Annotated in this window: 10 protein-coding genes; 3 read left to right on the top strand and 7 right to left on the bottom strand. The window is 70.9% G+C overall.

Annotation, left to right across the window (positions count from 1 at the left end):
• Positions 1–5 precede the first annotated feature (5 nt).
• Positions 6–932 (bottom strand): proline dehydrogenase family protein, encoded by a 927-nt coding sequence (locus ACWD2L_RS09015; RefSeq protein WP_351345328.1) that lies wholly within the window; start codon positions 930–932, stop codon positions 6–8.
• 185 nt (positions 933–1,117) lie between these two features.
• On the opposite strand from ACWD2L_RS09015, the gene ACWD2L_RS09010 reads away from it, so the two are divergent.
• Positions 1,118–2,275, top strand: coding sequence for a PucR family transcriptional regulator (locus ACWD2L_RS09010; RefSeq protein WP_351345334.1), 1,158 nt, complete (start codon positions 1,118–1,120; stop codon positions 2,273–2,275).
• On the opposite strand, the gene ACWD2L_RS09005 is transcribed toward ACWD2L_RS09010, so the two are convergent.
• A complete protein-coding gene (locus ACWD2L_RS09005; RefSeq protein ID WP_351345325.1) occupies positions 2,264–2,836 on the bottom strand; it encodes a TetR/AcrR family transcriptional regulator in 573 nt (190 codons plus the stop codon). The two genes, ACWD2L_RS09010 and ACWD2L_RS09005, sit on opposite strands and share 12 nt — an antisense overlap.
• Positions 2,837–2,932: 96 nt before the next feature.
• Here ACWD2L_RS09005 and ACWD2L_RS09000 point away from each other — a divergent pair, with 96 nt between their 5' ends.
• Together ACWD2L_RS09000 and ACWD2L_RS08995 are read left to right on the top strand one after the other, a co-directional pair.
• Positions 2,933–4,507 carry an MFS transporter gene (locus tag ACWD2L_RS09000; protein ID WP_351345322.1) on the top strand — a complete coding sequence of 525 codons (1,575 nt, stop codon included), beginning with the start codon at positions 2,933–2,935 and terminating at the stop codon, positions 4,505–4,507.
• A 91-nt stretch (positions 4,508–4,598) separates the two neighbouring features.
• The gene (locus tag ACWD2L_RS08995) at positions 4,599–7,556 is read left to right on the top strand and encodes an ATP-binding protein (RefSeq protein ID WP_351345319.1); all 2,958 of its coding nucleotides are present in this window, start codon (positions 4,599–4,601) and stop codon (positions 7,554–7,556) included.
• 84 nt (positions 7,557–7,640) lie between these two features.
• Here the strand turns inward: ACWD2L_RS08995 and serA are convergent, their stop codons facing one another.
• From serA to ACWD2L_RS08970, 5 genes are all read right to left on the bottom strand, one after another.
• The gene (gene serA, locus ACWD2L_RS08990; protein WP_351335452.1) at positions 7,641–9,242 is read right to left on the bottom strand and encodes a phosphoglycerate dehydrogenase; all 1,602 of its coding nucleotides are present in this window, start codon (positions 9,240–9,242) and stop codon (positions 7,641–7,643) included.
• Between the two features lie 304 nt (positions 9,243–9,546).
• Entirely contained in the window at positions 9,547–10,548 is a 1,002-nt protein-coding gene (gene ilvC / locus ACWD2L_RS08985) for a ketol-acid reductoisomerase (protein WP_351335450.1), read from the bottom strand.
• Positions 10,549–10,631: 83 nt separating this feature from the next.
• A complete protein-coding gene (gene ilvN / locus ACWD2L_RS08980) occupies positions 10,632–11,156 on the bottom strand; it encodes an acetolactate synthase small subunit (RefSeq protein ID WP_351335447.1) in 525 nt (174 codons plus the stop codon).
• 33 nt (positions 11,157–11,189) lie between these two features.
• Positions 11,190–13,040 carry an acetolactate synthase large subunit gene (locus tag ACWD2L_RS08975; protein WP_351335444.1) on the bottom strand — a complete coding sequence of 617 codons (1,851 nt, stop codon included), beginning with the start codon at positions 13,038–13,040 and terminating at the stop codon, positions 11,190–11,192.
• A gap of 265 nt (positions 13,041–13,305) precedes the next feature.
• A complete protein-coding gene (locus ACWD2L_RS08970; protein WP_351335441.1) occupies positions 13,306–16,161 on the bottom strand; it encodes a putative bifunctional diguanylate cyclase/phosphodiesterase in 2,856 nt (951 codons plus the stop codon).
• Positions 16,162–16,475: the final 314 nt, after the last annotated feature.

Genomic DNA, 16,475 nt, shown 5'->3' with positions numbered 1-16,475 from the left:
AGGGGTCAGCCCTTGGTGAGGACCGAGCGGGCGAAGAAGAGCAGGTTGGCCGGCTTCTCCGCGAGGCGGCGCATGAAGTATCCGTACCAGTCGGTGCCGTACGCGGTGTAGACACGCATCCGGTGTCCCTCGGCGGCGAGCCGCAGGTGCTCGTCGCTGCGGATCCCGTACAGCATCTGGAACTCGTACTCGTCCAGCTTGCGCCCGGCCTGCCGGGCGAGCTCCTGCGCGATGGCGACGAGCCGCGGGTCGTGGGAGCCGATCATCGGGTACCCGGCGCCCTCCATGAGGATGCGCATGATCCGCACGTACGCCTTGTCGATCTCGGCCTTGTCCTGGTGCGCGACCTCGGCGGGCTCCTTGTAGGCGCCCTTCACGATGCGCACGCGGCTGCCGGCGGCGGCGAGGCGGCGGGCGTCGTCCTCGGTGCGGAACAGGTAGGCCTGGATGACGCAGCCGGTCTGCGGGAAGTCCTTCCGCAGCTCCTCGTGGATGGCGAACATCGAGTCGAGGGTGGTGTGGTCCTCGGCGTCAAGGGTGACGGTGGTGCCGATCTTCGCGGCGGCCTCGACGACGGGCCGTACGTTGGCGAGGGCCAGCTCATGGCCGCCGTCCAGCGCCTGGCCGAACATCGACAGCTTCACGGACATCTCGGCCTTCGTGCCGAGGCCCAGGTCCTTCAGGCGCTCAACCAGCTCAAGGTAGGCATCGCGCGCGGCCTGCGACTGCTCGACGGTGGTGATGTCCTCACCGACGACGTCGAGCGTGACCTCGAGCCCCTTGGCGGCGGCATCCTCGATGATCGGCACGACCTGGTCGACCGACTCACCGGCGATGAAGCGGTCGACGACCTGCTTGGTGCCCGGCGCCGCCGACACAAAAGCGCGCATCTTGTCGCTGCGCGACGCGGCGAGGATCAAGGGAGCCAGCACGGGGCACCTCCACGGGACATGAGTTGAGGACGGGCCGAACCACCGCAAAGCGGGAACAGCACGTGGAACCACCGTGAAATCTAAGGATCCCTCTGATCCTGTGCCATCGACAGCTGTCACGCATCTGTGTCCGCCGCCTCAGACATCTGTATGAAGAGGGGTGCGGGGTGGGCGAGAATGGCGGGATGAAGGGCGACTACCAGGAACTGGTCGACGAGATCTCGGCGCTGCTCGGCGCTCCCGCGACGCTGGAGAATCGTGACTTCCGGCTGATCGCGTTCGGTCAGCAGGTCAGCGCGGACGACTTCGACGAGACGGCGCTCGACCCGGTGCGCACGCGCTCGATCCTGACGCGCGGTTCGACCTCGGCGGTCCGCTCCTGGTTCGAGGGCTTCGGCATCGCGAGCGCCAAGGAACCGGTCCGGATCCCGGCCACCCCGGAGGCCGGCGTCTACCGCGGCCGCGTCTGCCTGCCCGTACGCCATCACGGCTTCGTCCTCGGCTACGTATGGCTGCTCGACGACGATCCGGGTCCCACGGCGGAGCAGCTCGACGCGGCGATGGAGGTGGCGGGCCGGATCGGCGCGCAGCTCGCCGACGAGGCGCAGGCGGGCGCGGACCTGACCCGCGAGTTCCACTCCGTGCTCACGGCGGAGCGGGGCTGGCAGCGGGACATGGCGGTGGCGGCGCTGCGCACGGCGCTCGGCAGCCGGGCGTCGGGGCTTCACACGGTGGTCTGCATCGCGCCGTGGCCCTCGGCGGACCCCGACGACGCTCCTTCGGTACGCACCATTCCGGCGGCGGACGCGCTGTGCACGGTGCCGTGGGGTGTGACGGGCCAGTGCCTCGCCCTGCTGGTGCGGCTGCGTTCGCGTGACGTGCTTGCGCCCGCGCTGACGGCGGCGGCGAAGTTGCGCGCCCGCGCGGGTTCCCCGGTCGCGGCGGGTGTCGGCGCCGCCCGTGACGACCTCGCCGAACTGGCCACGGCCTGGCAGGAGGCGACGGCCGCGGCGCGCGCGGCGCTGGCCGACCCGCGGCTCGGCCCGGACGCGCAGTGGTCGTCGATCGGCCCGTACCGGCTGCTCACCGCGCTGCCCGCGGAGGCCGCGCACGACCCGGCGGTCGCGCCTCTGCTCTCCCCCGCCCACCGTCAACTGGCGCGCACCGCCGAGGTGTTCCTCGACTGCGCGGGCCAGGCGGGCCGCACGGCCGCGGCCCTCGGCATCCACCGCCAGACGCTGTACTACCGCCTGTCACGGGTGGAACAGCTCACCGGCCTCGACCTGGACGAGGGCGAGGACCGGCTGCTCCTGCACATGGGGCTGAAAGCGTCACGCCTGTGACAGCTCGAACAACTGCCGCAGCCCCTCCGTGAGTTGCTCGGCGGACGGCGTCGTCTCCGGGTCGAAGGTGTACTGGGCGACGAGCCCGAGGAACACCACCGCCAGGAACCCTCCGAGCGTCGCCACCTTCGGATCGTCCGCCGGCGGCTCCTCCCCCATGATCATGCCGATGAAGCCGCGCCCGGCCTCCACCTGGGCCCGCACCAGGAACTCCTGCAGGGCGGGCATCTTGTCGCCCAGTGTCAGCAGCTCGATGCTCAGATGCCACATGGAGTCCGGCTTGCCGAGGCTGGCGATGACGTTCTCCATCAGGGCGCGAAAGCGCTCCAACGAGCCCGGCGCGCCCGCCAGTTCGTTCGGCTCGCCCCAGTCCAGCGAGGCCCCTTCGATCAGGGCCACGTACGCCTGCGCGAGCAGCGTGTCCTTCGACCCGTAGTGGTAACCGATGGAAGCCAGATTGGCCCCCGACTCCTTGACGATGTCGCGTGCCGTCGTGCGCGCGAACCCCTTCTCCATCAGGCAGCGCTTCGCGCCTTCGAGCAGATCCTCACGATGTCCCATGGCCCCACCCTATCCAGAATTCAGACGCATGTCTTAAACGAATGTACTAAACACTCGTACTAGACAAGCGTTTAAGACGCTCGTACAGTTCCCGGCATGACGAACCCGACGCGCACCACCCCACCCGCCGCACCCCGTGCGGGGCGCCGCGAGTGGACCGCACTCGGCGTGCTGATGCTTCCGCTGCTCCTGGTCTCGATGGACGTATCCGTCCTCTACTTCGCGATCCCCCAGATCAGCGCCGACCTGGAGCCGAGCGGCACCCAGCAGCTGTGGATCTTCGACATCTACGCGTTCGTGCTCGCCGGCCTGCTGATGACGATGGGCTCACTCGGCGACCGCATCGGGCGCCGCAAGCTGCTCCTCATCGGCGCCGCCGCCTTCGGCACCGCCTCGCTCCTGGCCGCGTACGCGAACAGCGCCGAGACGCTGATCACCGCCCGCGCTCTCCTCGGGGTCGGCGGCGCGACCCTGATGCCGTCCACCATGGGGCTCGTCCGCACGATGTTCACCGATGCCGGGCAGCGCGCGAAGGCGATCGGCATGTGGTCGGGCGTCATGACCGGCGGTATCGCGCTCGGCTCGGTGATGAGCGGCGTACTCGTCGAGCGCTTCTGGTGGGGTTCGGTCTTCCTGGTCAACCTGCCCGCGATGGTGCTGCTCCTGGTCCTCGGCCCGGTCCTGCTGCCGGAGTCCAGGAACCCGGTGCCCGGCCGCTTCGACCTGCTCAGCGTGCCGCTGTCGATGGCGGCCGTGCTGCCGGTCATCTACGGCATCAAGGAGATCCCGTCCGAGGGCTGGAACGTGCGGTACGTCGTCTCGATCACAGTGGGGCTACTGTTCGCCGCGCTGTTCGTGCACCGCCAGCGCACCACGAAGTCGCCGCTGGTCTCCCCCGCACTGTTTCGCGGCCGGGGATTCGCCCCCGGCGTCGTCCTGAACCTCATCTCCTCCTTCGGCATGATGGGCTCGGCGTACTTCACCACGCAGTACCTCCAGTCCGTGCTCGGCAAGAGTTCCCTGGCAGCCGCCCTGTGGTCGCTGGTTCCCACCGTCCTGGTCGGTGTGGCGGCCCCCGTCTCGGCGCAGCTCGTCGCGAAGGGCGTGCACCGCTCGTATGTCGTCGCCGGTGGATTCACCGTCGGCGCCTGCGGATACGCGCTTCTGGCCCTGGCCGGCACCGACTCGCTCTGGCTGGTCCTGGCCGGCGCGGGTGTCCTCGCGTCCGGGATCGTGACCGTGATGTCGCAGATGATGGACCTGGCTCTCGGCACCGTCCCGGTCGCCAACTCCGGCTCCGCCGCATCCCTGTTGGAGACAGGGGCCGAGTTCGGCGGCGCCCTCGGCATGGCCGTCCTCGGTTCCATCGGCACGGCCGTCTACCGCCACGGCGTCCCCGCGGACGCCCCGGCCGCGGCCCACGAAACGCTGGGCGGCGCCCTCGCGGTCGCCGGGCAACTGCCGGGCGAGGCGGGCTCGGCCCTGACGGCCGCCGTACGGCAGGCGTTCACCGACGGCATGCAGGCCGCGGCGATCGCCGGGGCGGTCGTACTCCTGGCCGCCGCGGTCCTCTCGGTGGCCACCCTGCGCAAGGTGACCGTGCACGACGCGGCCACGAACCACGGGGACGCGACGCCCGACGCGGCACCCAGCGAGAAGGCGACGGCCTGACGCCCCGGTCCGGCAGGCGGCTCCAATAGGCCGCCCGCCGGACCAGACGGACCGCACCAGAGCCCCGCCCGGGCCGTGCCAGGATGGGCCCGTGGCTCAGACATTCGATACGCCGTTCATCGGCCGGGCGGACGAACTCGCCCGGCTCACCGGCGTCCTGGAGCGGGCCGCGGCCGGCGAACCGCGCGCCGTCCTGGTGGCGGGGGACGCCGGCGTCGGCAAGACCCGGGCGCTGACGGAGGCCTCGGCGCACGCCGCCGCCACCGGCCTGACCGTCCTGACCGGCCACTGCGTGGACCTCGGGGACGTGGGCCTGCCGTACCTCCCGTTCACGGAGATCCTCGGCGCGGCGGCCGCCGACGACCGGCTCGCCCCCGCCTTCGCCGCGTACCCGGCGGTGGACCGGCTCATCGGCGCGGCATCGGGAGCCGGTCCCGCGCCCGACCCCGGCAGCCGCCTCCAGCTCTTCGAGGGCGTCGCCGGACTCCTCGCCGACCTGGCCGAACTGACGCCGCTGCTCCTGGTCGTCGAGGACCTGCACTGGGCCGACCAGTCCTCCCGCGACCTGCTCCGCTTCCTGCTCAGCCGGGGCGTCCTGCAACCCCGCCGCCTCGCGGTGTTCGCCTCGTACCGCGCGGACGACCTGCACCGCCGCCACCCCCTGCGGCCGCTGCTCGCCGAGCTGATCAGGCTGCCCGCCGTCGACCGTCTCGACCTGCGCCCAATGGCCGACGCGGACATGGCCCGGCTCGTCCGCGCACGCCGTACGGGCCCCGTGCCCGACAGCACGGTCCGCCGCATCGTCGACCGCGCCGAGGGAAACGCCTTCTACGCCGAGGAGTTGCTCGCCGCGCTGCCCGGCGACGAGGCGGGCGCCGACTCCCCCGCCATGCCGAGCGGCCTGGCCGACCTGCTGCTCATCCGGATCGAGCAGCTCACCGAGACCACCCAGCAGGTCCTGCGCACGGCCGCCGTCGCGGGCCGCCGGGTCGGGCACGAGCTGCTGCGGGCCGCCGTACAACTGCCCGAGGAGGAACTGGAGTCGGCGCTGCGCGAGGCCGTCGGACGCCAGCTCCTCGTGCCGGGCGACGACGCGACGTACTCGTTCCGGCACGCCCTCACCCGCGAGGCCGTGTACGCGGATCTGCTGCCCGGTGAACGGGTCCGGCTGCACGGCACGTTCGCCAAACTCCTTGCAGGGGACGGCCGTTCACCGCAGAGCGCGGCGGAGCGCGCCCACCACTCGCGCGAGAGCCACGACCTGCCCGACGCCCTCGCGGCCTCCCTCGAAGCCGCCGACCACGCCCAGCGCGTCGGCGCACCCGCCGAGGAGCTGCGGCACCTGGAGACCGCGCTCGAACTCCTGGCCGTGGTGGACGTGTCCGCCCGTCCCGAGACCGGCGACGCGGCCACCCTCACCCTGCGCGCCTCGGCCGCCGCCGCCCGCGCGGGCGACCCGCATCGCGCGGTCCAGCTCACCCGCTCCGCGCTCGCCCACGCAGGATCCGACGCCGACTCGGAACTCGCGGCGCGCGTGCGCTACACCCTCGCGGGCAACCTGATCCGGATCGACCACCTGGAGGCCGCGTTCACGTACAGCAGCGAGGCGCTGTCGCTGATCCCGGCCGAGCCGCCGTCGGGCACCTGGGTGTGGGCCGCCGCGACCCATGTCCTGGCCGCGCGGCACGTGGGCCGGGGCGAGGACGCCGAGCGCGTCGCCCGGCAGGCGCTCGCCGTCGCCGAGCGGCTTCAACTGACCGACGCCCAGGCCGACTTGCTCATCTCGCTGGTCGGCCTCGAGGTGCACACCCGGCGCACCCCGCAGGGCCGGGATCGACTGGTCCGGGCCCGTGAACTGGCCGGTTCCGCCGGAAACCTCGCGGTGGAGATGCGGGCGCTCTACAACCTCGCCATCGGCTGTTACGAGTCCGGAGACCTGGACGCGTGCCTGCCCTGGATCGCCGAGGGCCTCACCATCGCCCGCCGCGCGGGGCTCCTCACCTCGCCGTACGCCCTGGAGCTGCGCTACTTGCAGTCCTTGCTGCTCTACACGCTGGGCCGCTGGGACGAGTGCGCGCGTGCGGCGGCCGCCGACACCGAACTGCTGCCGCCCGCAGGCGGGTTCGCGATCGCGCCCGCCCTGTACGTGACCCTGGCCCGCGGCGGGTACGACGCGGCGGTCACCGCGGCCCGGGGGCTGCTCGACCATCACTTCGACTGGATGGCGGCGCTCGTCGCCGCGATCGTGCTGACCGACGCGGCGGCGCTGCGCGGCGACGCCGAGGAGTGCGTACGACAGATGCGCACGTCGGTCGATTCACTCACCGACGTCTCGGGCGGCACGCGGCCCGACGCCGTGGTGCGGCTCGCCGCGCTGGCCCTCGCGGCCGTCGCGGACGCGGCGGAGGAGGCCCGGCTCTCCGGCGACGCGGCGGGCGCGGACCGCTGGGCGGAGACCGCCACCGAGCTGGTGGAACTGGCCCGCGACACGGCGGCGCACGGCGAGGACGGTACGGAGCAGGGCCCCGAGGGCCTGGCCTGGCTGGCCCGCGCCGAGGCCGAGCGGGTGCGCGCCGAGACCGGCCCCGACGTCGCGGCCTGGGAGCGGGCCGTGACGGCGTTCGACTACGGCGAGCCGTACGAACTGGCCCGTTGCAGAAGGCGGTTGGCCGAGGCCCTACTCACCGACGACCGCCGCGAGGAGGCCGCCGAGGAGGCGTACGCGGCCCACGACGCGGCCGTCCGGCTCGGCGCCGAGCCGCTGCGCGAGGCGCTGGACACCCTGATCCGGCGGGGCCGGCTCGCCGACGCCCCGGCCGCCGGGGACCGTATCGCCGCGCTGACCGCCCGGGAGAGCGACGTGCTGCGGCTGCTGGGCCGGGGGCGTACCAACCGCCAGATCGGCGAGGAGCTGTTCATCACCGGCAAGACCGCGAGCGTCCACGTCTCGAACATCCTCGCCAAGCTGGGCGCCGCGAGCCGCACCGAGGCCGTGGGCATCGCCTACCGCGAGGGCCTGATCGAGCCGGAGAGCAACACCTCCGGCTGAGAGCACGAGTACGTATACGAGGGCCGGGTCACCCGCGGGTGACCCGGCCCTCGTATACGTACTCGTGCTCTCGAAGCAGAGACCTCAGTCGAGGTTGACGGACCGCGCCGAGGTCGCGCCGATCTCGGCGGCCAGCTCGGTCAGGACCGACTGCGGCACCGTGTCGTCCACGGTCAGGACCGCGAGGGCCTCGCCGCCGACGTCGGCGCGCGAGACCTGCATGCCGCCGATGTTGATGCCCGCCTCGCCGAGGACACGGCCGACCGTGCCGACGACGCCGGGACGGTCCTCGTAGCGCAGGACGACCATGTGCTCGGCGAGCGCCAGGTCCACGTCGTACTCGCCGACCGCGACGATCTTCTGGAGGTGCTTCGGGCCCGCGAGCGTGCCGGAGACCGAGACCTCCTCGCCGTCGCCGAGGGTGCCGCGCACCGTGACGACGTTGCGGTGCTCGTGCGACTCGGAGGACGTCGTGAGGCGGACCTCGACGCCACGCTCCTGCGCGAACAGCGGGGCGTTGACGTAGGACACCGTCTCGTCGACGACGTCCTCGAAGACGCCCTTGAGCGCGGAGAGTTCGAGCACCTTCACGTCGTGCTGGGTGATCTCGCCGTACACCTCGACGTCGAGGCGGACCGCGACCTCACCGGCGAGCGCGGTGAAGATCCGGCCGAGGCGCTCGGCGAGCGGCAGGCCCGGCTTGACGTCCTCGGCGATGACGCCTCCCTGGACGTTCACCGCGTCCGGCACGAGCTCGCCGGAGAGCGCGAGGCGCACCGACTTGGCGACGGCGACGCCGGCCTTCTCCTGCGCCTCGTCCGTGGAGGCGCCGAGGTGCGGGGTGCAGACGACCTGGTCGAACTGGAACAGCGGGGAGTCCGTGCAGGGCTCCTTCGCGTACACGTCGAGGCCGGCGCCCGCGACGCGGCCCTCCTTGATCGCCGAGTACAACGCTTCCTCGTCGACGATGCCGCCGCGCGCGGCGTTGACGATCCGCACGTTCGGCTTGACCTTGTGCAGCGCCTCGTCGCCGATCAGGCCAAGCGTCTCGGGGGTCTTCGGGAGGTGCACGGTGATGAAGTCGGAGACCTCGAGCAGCTCGTCGAGGGAGAGGACCTTCACGCCCATCTGCGCGGCGCGCGCGGGCTGCACGTACGGGTCGTACGCGACGACCTTCATACCGAAGGCGGACATGCGCTGCGCGACGAGGGCGCCGATGCGGCCCAGGCCCACGACACCCAGCGTCTTCTCGGCGAGCTCGACGCCCGTGTACTTGCTGCGCTTCCACTCGCCGGCCTTGAGGGCCTGCGAGCCCTGCGGGATGTTGCGCGCGGTGGCGATGAGCAGGCCGCAGGCGAGCTCGGCGGCGGTCACGATGTTCGAGGTCGGCGCGTTGACGACCATCACGCCTGCCTTGGTGGCGGCGGACACGTCGACGTTGTCGAGGCCGACGCCGGCTCGTGCGACGACCTTCAGCTTCTTCGCGGCGGCGATCGCCTCGGCGTCGACCTTGGTGGCCGAGCGGATCAGGATCGCGTCGACGTCGGCGATGGCGGGCAGCAGCGCCGCCCGGTCCGCGCCGTTGCACTGGCGGATCTCGAAGTCCGGGCCCAGCGCGTCGACCGTCGCGGGCGACAGCTCTTCGGCGATGAGTACGACGGGTTTGCCGTTGGCAGCAGTGCTCACGTGAGTCCTCACAGGTCCAGTGCGGACGGCCGTCCCGACGGCCGCAGGCGGTGGAGGGGGGAGCGGCACCGGGACGGGCCGGGTGCGTCCCCGCGTCGTTCGGTGCGGGGACGTGCCTGGTCCATCTCGGTGTCGCTTGTGCCGCGTGGAAGACGCACGACGCTGTGGGCCCGACGCGAATGTTGTCAGCAGTGTAGTGGCGCCGAGGAGAGCCTCTTACGCCTCCTCGGAAGGATCACCCGTCCGAGGCTGGACGGAATGGACAACGGGCCGCGGCAGCGGCCGCGGCCCGTTGTCCGGAGGCTTACGCCTCCTCGTCGTTCACCCAGCTCATGAGCTTGCGGAGCTCCGCGCCCGTGGTCGCCAGGAGGCTGTCCTCGTCCTGCTTCTTGTACTCGTTGTACTTCTTCAGACCGCCGTGGTACTCGTCCATCCAGTTCTTGGCGAACGTGCCGTCCTGGATCTCGGCGAGGATCTTCTTCATCTCGGCCTTGGTGGCGTCCGTGATGATCCGCGGGCCGCTCACGTAGTCGCCCCACTCGGCGGTCTCGGAGACCGACCAGCGCATCTTCTCCAGGCCGCCCTCGTACATGAGGTCGACGATGAGCTTCAGCTCGTGCAGGCACTCGAAGTACGCGATCTCCGGCTGGTAGCCGGCCTCGGTCAGCGTCTCGAAACCGGCCTTGACCAGCGCGGCCGTGCCACCACAGAGAACGGCCTGCTCACCGAAGAGGTCGGTCTCGGTCTCCTCGGTGAAGGTCGTCTTGATGACGCCGGCGCGGGTGCCGCCGATGCCCTTCGCGTAGGAGAGGGCGAGCTCGAAGCCCTTGCCCGTGGCGTCCTGCTCGACGGCCGCGATGCACGGAACGCCGCGACCCTCCTCGTACTGACGGCGCACGAGGTGGCCCGGGCCCTTGGGGGCGACCATGCAGACGTCGACACCCTCCGGCGGCTTGATGAAGCCGTAGCGGATGTTCAGACCGTGGCCGAAGAACAGCGCGTCGCCGTCCTTCAGGTTCGGGGCGATGGTCTCCTCGTAGACCTTGCCCTGGATCGGGTCCGGGACCAGGATCATGATGACGTCGGCCTCGGCCGCGGCCTCGGACGGCGTGACGACGCGCAGGCCCTGCTCCTCGGCCTTGGCCTTGGACTTGGAGCCCTCGTGCAGACCGACACGCACGTCGACACCCGAGTCGCGGAGCGAGAGCGCGTGGGCGTGGCCCTGGGAGCCGTAGCCGATCACCGCGACCTTGCGGTTCTGGATGATGGACAGGTCGGCATCGTCGTCGTAGAACAGCTCGGCCACTGGGGTTCTCCTTGGTGTGCTGGTGTTGCGTCCCACCGTACGGCGGGGTGCGGAAAGAAGGTTGAGGGGTCTCGCTATGCGAGCTACGCGGAGCGGTCGAGTGCCCGCAGGCTCCGGTCGGTGATGGAGCGCGAGCCGCGGCCGACCGCGATGGTGCCCGACTGGACGAGCTCCTTGATGCCGAAGGGTTCCAGCATCTTGAGCATCGCCTCGAGCTTGTCGCTGGAGCCGGTGGCCTCGATGGTGACGGCCTCCGGGGAGACGTCCACGGTCTTGGCGCGGAACAGCTGGACGATCTCGACGATCTGCGAGCGCGTCTCGTTGTCGGCACGGACCTTGGCGAGCACCAGCTCGCGGGCCACGGCCGCGTCGGGCTCCAGCTCGACGATCTTCAGGACGTTGACCAGCTTGTTGAGCTGCTTCGTGACCTGTTCGAGCGGGAGCTTTTCGACATTCACGACAATGGTGATGCGCGAGATGTCGGGGTGCTCGGTGACGCCGACGGCGAGCGAGTCGATGTTGAAGCCGCGGCGCGAGAAGAGGGCGGTGATCCGGGCGAGGACACCGGGCTTGTTCTCGACCAGGACGGAGAGTGTGTGCTTGGACATATCTCTTGGTCTCTCTCTACGTCTCGTCGTCGCTCAGTCGTCTTCGCCGTCGCCGAAGTCGGGACGGACGTCCCGAGCGGCCATGATCTCGTCGTTGGAGGTGCCGGCGGCGACCATCGGCCACACCATGGCGTCCTCGTGGACGATGAAGTCGACCACGACCGGGCGGTCGTTGATCGAGTTCGCCTCCTCGATGCACTTGTCGAGGTCCTCGGGGCGCTCACAGCGGATGGCGTAGCAGCCCATGGCCTCGCTCAGCTTCACGAAGTCCGGGACGCGAGTGCCCTTGTTGGGCGGGGTCTCGCCGTCCGGGCCCGCGTGCAGCACGGTGTTCGAGTAGCGCTGGTTGTAGAACAGCGTCTGCCACTGGCGGACCATCCCGAGGGCGCCGTTGTTGATGATGGCGACCTTGATCGGGATGTTGTTCAGGGCGCAGGTGGTGAGCTCCTGATTGGTCATCTGGAAGCAGCCGTCGCCGTCGATCGCCCAGACCGGCTGGTCCGGCGCGCCGGCCTTGGCACCCATCGCGGCGGGCACCGAGTAGCCCATGGTTCCGGCGCCGCCCGAGTTCAGCCAGGTCGCCGGCTTCTCGTACTGGATGTAGTGCGCGGCCCACATCTGGTGCTGGCCGACGCCCGCCGCGAAGATCGTGTCCTCGGGGGCGAGTTGGCCGATGCGCTCGATGACCTGCTGCGGGGAGAGCGAGCCGTCCGCGGGCTGGTCGTAGCCGAGCGGGTAGGTCTCGCGCCAGCGGCTGAGGTCGTTCCACCAGGCGCTGTAGTCGCCCGTGTGACCGTCGCTGTGCTCCTTCTGGACCGCCTGGATGAGGTCGGCGATGACCTCGCGGGCGTCCCCGACGATCGGCACGTCGGCGGCGCGGTTCTTGCCGATCTCCGCCGGGTCGATGTCCGCGTGCACGACCTTCGCGAACGGGGCGAAGCTGTCCAGGTTGCCGGTGACGCGGTCGTCGAAGCGGGCTCCGAGGGCGACGATCAGGTCGGCCTTCTGCAGCGCGGTGACGGCGGTGACCGCACCGTGCATGCCCGGCATTCCCACGTGCAGCGGGTGGCTGTCGGGGAATGCGCCGAGCGCCATCAGGGTGGTGGTGACGGGCGCTCCGGTGAGCTCGGCGAGCATCTTGAGCTCGGCGGTGGCCCCTGCCTTGAGGACGCCGCCGCCGACGTAGAGGACGGGCCGCTTCGCATTCGTGATCAGCTTCGCGGCCTCGCGGATCTGCTTGGCGTGCGGCTTGATCACCGGGCGGTAGCCGGGCAGGTCCTGCTGCGGCGGCCAGGAGAACGTCGTCTGCGCCTGGAGGATGTCCTTCGGGATGTCCACGAGGACGGGGCCCGGGCGGCCGGTGGCCGCGATGTGGAACGCCTCGGCGATCGCCTTCGGGATGTCCTCGGCCTTCGTGACCAGGAAGCTGTGCTTGGTGATCGGCATGGTGATGCCGACGATGTCCGCCTCCTGGAAGGCGTCCGTGCCGATCGCCTTGGAGACGACCTGGCCGGTGATCGCGACGAGCGGCACCGAGTCCATCATCGCGTCGGCGATCGGCGTCACCAGGTTGGTGGCACCCGGGCCCGACGTGGCCATGCAGACACCGACCTTGCCGGTGGCCTGCGCGTAACCGGTGGCCGCGTGGCCCGCACCCTGCTCGTGACGGACGAGCACGTGGCGCACCCGGCTCGAGTCCATCATCGGGTCGTACGCGGGAAGGATCGTGCCGCCGGGGATGCCGAATACGGTGTCGACCCCGACCTCCTCAAGCGAGCGAATGAGGGACTTCGCACCCGTGACGCGCTCGACGGGGGCGGACTGCTGTCCTCCGGAACGGGGCCGCGGCTGCGGCTGGCTGGCCCCGGTGGCCTGCTCGGTCATCGGCATTCTCTTCTCGATGCTGAGGGTTTTTGCGAGGGTTCTGCAGGGTCTTACGTGTGTGTCGGGCGGTGGGCGGCGGATCTGAACCGGCACCAGTGCAACAAAAAACCCCTCGTGCCGTGAGGCAAGCGAGGGGAGCGCGCCGGGTGCGGTCGCTGGGTTTCCGGTGTTCGAACCAGTGGTCCCAGCTTCAGCCGACGCGCTTTCCAAGTACGAGAATTCGGGTGCGCATGGCACTGACCCTCCCCCCGGCGCGTAGGGCGTGTCAAGTGGGTGGGACGGGCGTCTCATTATGTGAGCGCAGGGTGGTGAAGCCCGCGAACACCGGCTCGGCGGGGCCCCTGGGGACCGGATACTCCCCCGAGGTGAGGGCGCGGCGCAGCCGGTACTCGTCGAGGGGCCCGGAGAACGCCATGCCCTGCCCGTGCGTGCACCCCATCGAGCGCAGCGCCGCGACCTGCTCGGGCAGGTCCACACCGTCCGCCACGGAGTTGAGCCCGAGGTCGCCCGCGATCCGCAGCAGCCCGCTGGTGATCTTGTGCAGCCGCGCGGACTCGACGACGCCCTCGATCAGCGAGCGGTCCAACTTCAGTACGTCGACGGGGAGGCGGCGCAGCGCCGTGATGGCCGCGTAGCCGCTGCCGAAGCCGTCCAGCGCGATCCGGACGCCGAGGCGGCGCAGGGCCGTCAGACGCCGCTCCAGCTCGTCCAGCGGGACTCTGGGGTCGCTGTCCGCCAGCTCGATCACGAGCGCGCCCGAGGGCAGCCCGTGCCGGGTGAGGAGCGCTTCTATCGAGCCGAGCGGCATGGCCCGGTCGAGGAGCCGGCCGGCGCTGATCCGCACGGCGACCGGCGTCCCGTGCCCGCTGTGCCCGCGCTCGGCGGCCTGCTCGACGGCCTCCTCCAGCATCCAGCGGCCGAGCTCCGCGGTGCGCTCGCTGTCGTCGGCCACCCGCAGGAACTCGGCGGGCGTGAACAGGATGCCCTGCGCGCTGCGCCATCGGGCCTGCGCGGCGACCGCCGTGATCCGGCCGTCGTCGAGCGAGACGATCGGCTGGTGGAGCAGCGCGAACTCGCCCTCGTGCAGCGCCGATCGCAGCCTTGTCGCCAGCTCCGCCTTGCGTACGACATCGGCCTGCATCTGCGGCGCGTACAGCTCGACGCGGCCCTTGCCTGCCGCCTTCGCCCGGTACATCGCCAGGTCGGCGTTGCGCAGCAGCTCTCCTGCCCCGATGTCCGGCTCGGCGAAGGCGACTCCGATGGAAGCGGCGACCCGCACATCGTCGTGCCCGTCGATCGAGTACGGCTGGGACAGGGTGATTCTGAGCCGGTCGGCCAGCTCGTAGATCTGCTGTTCCCTCGCGGTGTGGTCGCGCCCTCCGTCTCCGACGATCAGCGCCGCGAACTCGTCACCGCCCAGCCGGGCCGCGGTGTCCGAGGCGCGCACGGATTCGGCCAGCCTTCTCGCCGCCTGGACGAGCAGTTCGTCGCCCGCCTGGTGGCCGATCGTGTCGTTGACCTGCTTGAAGCCGTCGAGGTCGATGAAGAGCACGGCGGTGCCCAGGTCGCCTGCCCGGCGACCGGCGAGGGCCTGTCCGACCCGCTTGGTGAACAGCGACCTGTTGGGCAGGTCGGTAAGTGGGTCGTGCTCCGCGTTGTGCTGCAACTGGGCCTGGAGGCGCACCCTTTCGGTCACGTCCCGGCTGTTGAGGATCAGGCCGCCGTGGTGCCGGTTGACCGTCGACTCCACGTTCAGCCAGGTGCCCGTGCCGGACCGGAAGCGGCATTCGATGCGCGTAGTGGGCTCCTCGATCTGGCTCGCGGCGAGGAATCTGCGCACCTCGTGCATCACACGCCCGAGGTCCTCGGGGTGGATGATCGACGCGAGTTCGGAGCCTACGAGGTCCTCGGCGTCCCGCCCGTAGACGCCCGCGGCGGCCGGGCTGACGTATCTCAGCGTCCCGTTCGGCGCCGCGATCATGATGACGTCGCTGGAGCCCTGGACCAGGGAGCGGAAGTGGTTCTCCTTCTGCGCCAGCTCCCGGGTGAGCGTGATGTTGTCGAGCAGCATGATGCCCTGGCGCATGACGAGCGCCAGGACGACGGTGCAGGCCGTGAAGAGCACGACGCGATCCACCCGATGCCCGTCCAGCACGTTGTAGAGAATGCCCAACGTACAGACGGCGGCGGCCAGATACGGGGTGAGCGCGGCGAGCGAGCCGGAGATCGGGCGGGTGTAGCTGACCTGGTAGCGGCCGCCGGATCCGGGCGGGGAGTCGTCCTCGCGCACGCCGCGCCGCTCTCCCACCCACGGCGCGTACGCGAGCAGCAGCGAACCGGCGAACCAGCCGGCGTCCAGGATCTCGCCCGAGCGGTAACTGGCGTGCAGCAGGGGCGAGGTGAACAGTGCGTCGCACATCACCGTGACGGCGAGCGCGCCGATCGCGGTGTTCACCGCCTTGCGATCGCCGGGAGAACGCCGGAAGTGCAGCGCGAGCACCATGCTGACCAGGGCGATGTCGAGCAGCGGGTACGCCAGGGAGAGCGCGGTGCGGGTGACGCTCTGCCCCTCGAACTCGGCGGTGTGCGCGAGGGCGAGGCTCCAGGAGAGGGTGATCAGGGAGCCGGCGATCAGCCAGGCGTCGAGCGCGAGGCAGATCCAGCCGGCCTTGGTGACGGGCCGCCGGGCGAGGACGAGCAGGCCGATGATGGCGGGCGGCGCGAAGCAGAGGAAGAACAGGTCGGCGAGGCTCGGCGACGGCACCGGCTCGCGCAGGACGACCTCGTACCAGCCCCACACCCCGTTACCGAGGCTGGCCATGAGCGAGGAGAACGAGAACAGGAGCCAGGCGGGTCGAAAGCGGCTGCGCCTGCTGCGCGCGTACACGAAATTCGATACGGCGGCGATCGCCGCCGCGAGGCTCAGGCCGAAGTCCCCCATGATCAGGGCGAGCCGGTCGGATCCCCAGCCGAACGCGGACCCCACCACGAAGCCGGCGCACACCAGGGCGAGGAGCAACTGGAGTCCCGTGCCACCCCGTTCAGGGGCTCGGGCGGGGGCCTGGCCGCCGGAGTACATCGAGGCGCCCAGTGCCGTCGTCGGCGTGGGGTGCGTACTCACCGGGCCGCCCCGGTCCACCGGGCGGCCCCCATGTCCGCTTTCCCCTGCCGGGCCTGCTGATGCCTTCTGCGGCCGCCGCGAGGGCCCGTCCGATGCACATGTGCCCTGCGGCAGCCGGGACTTCGGCCCCGCATCGTCGCGCGGGTCATCGCACAGGACCGCCGTCGACGGCCCCGCCGAGTCGGATCGTTCGCCCATAGGCCGTGCATCGCCCGTCGCCCCCCTCGCAGTCCGTCACTCTTCCCCGGCGCCGCGTGCTGGCACGGCGCTGCCCCAGTCGGGACGATACACCAGTCTCGTCACTCAGGGACATA

It is taken from the genome of Streptomyces sp. NPDC002754 (assembly GCF_053592315.1).
Note: the sequence above shows the minus strand (reverse complement) of the source record. Positions and strands in the feature narration are given on the sequence as shown.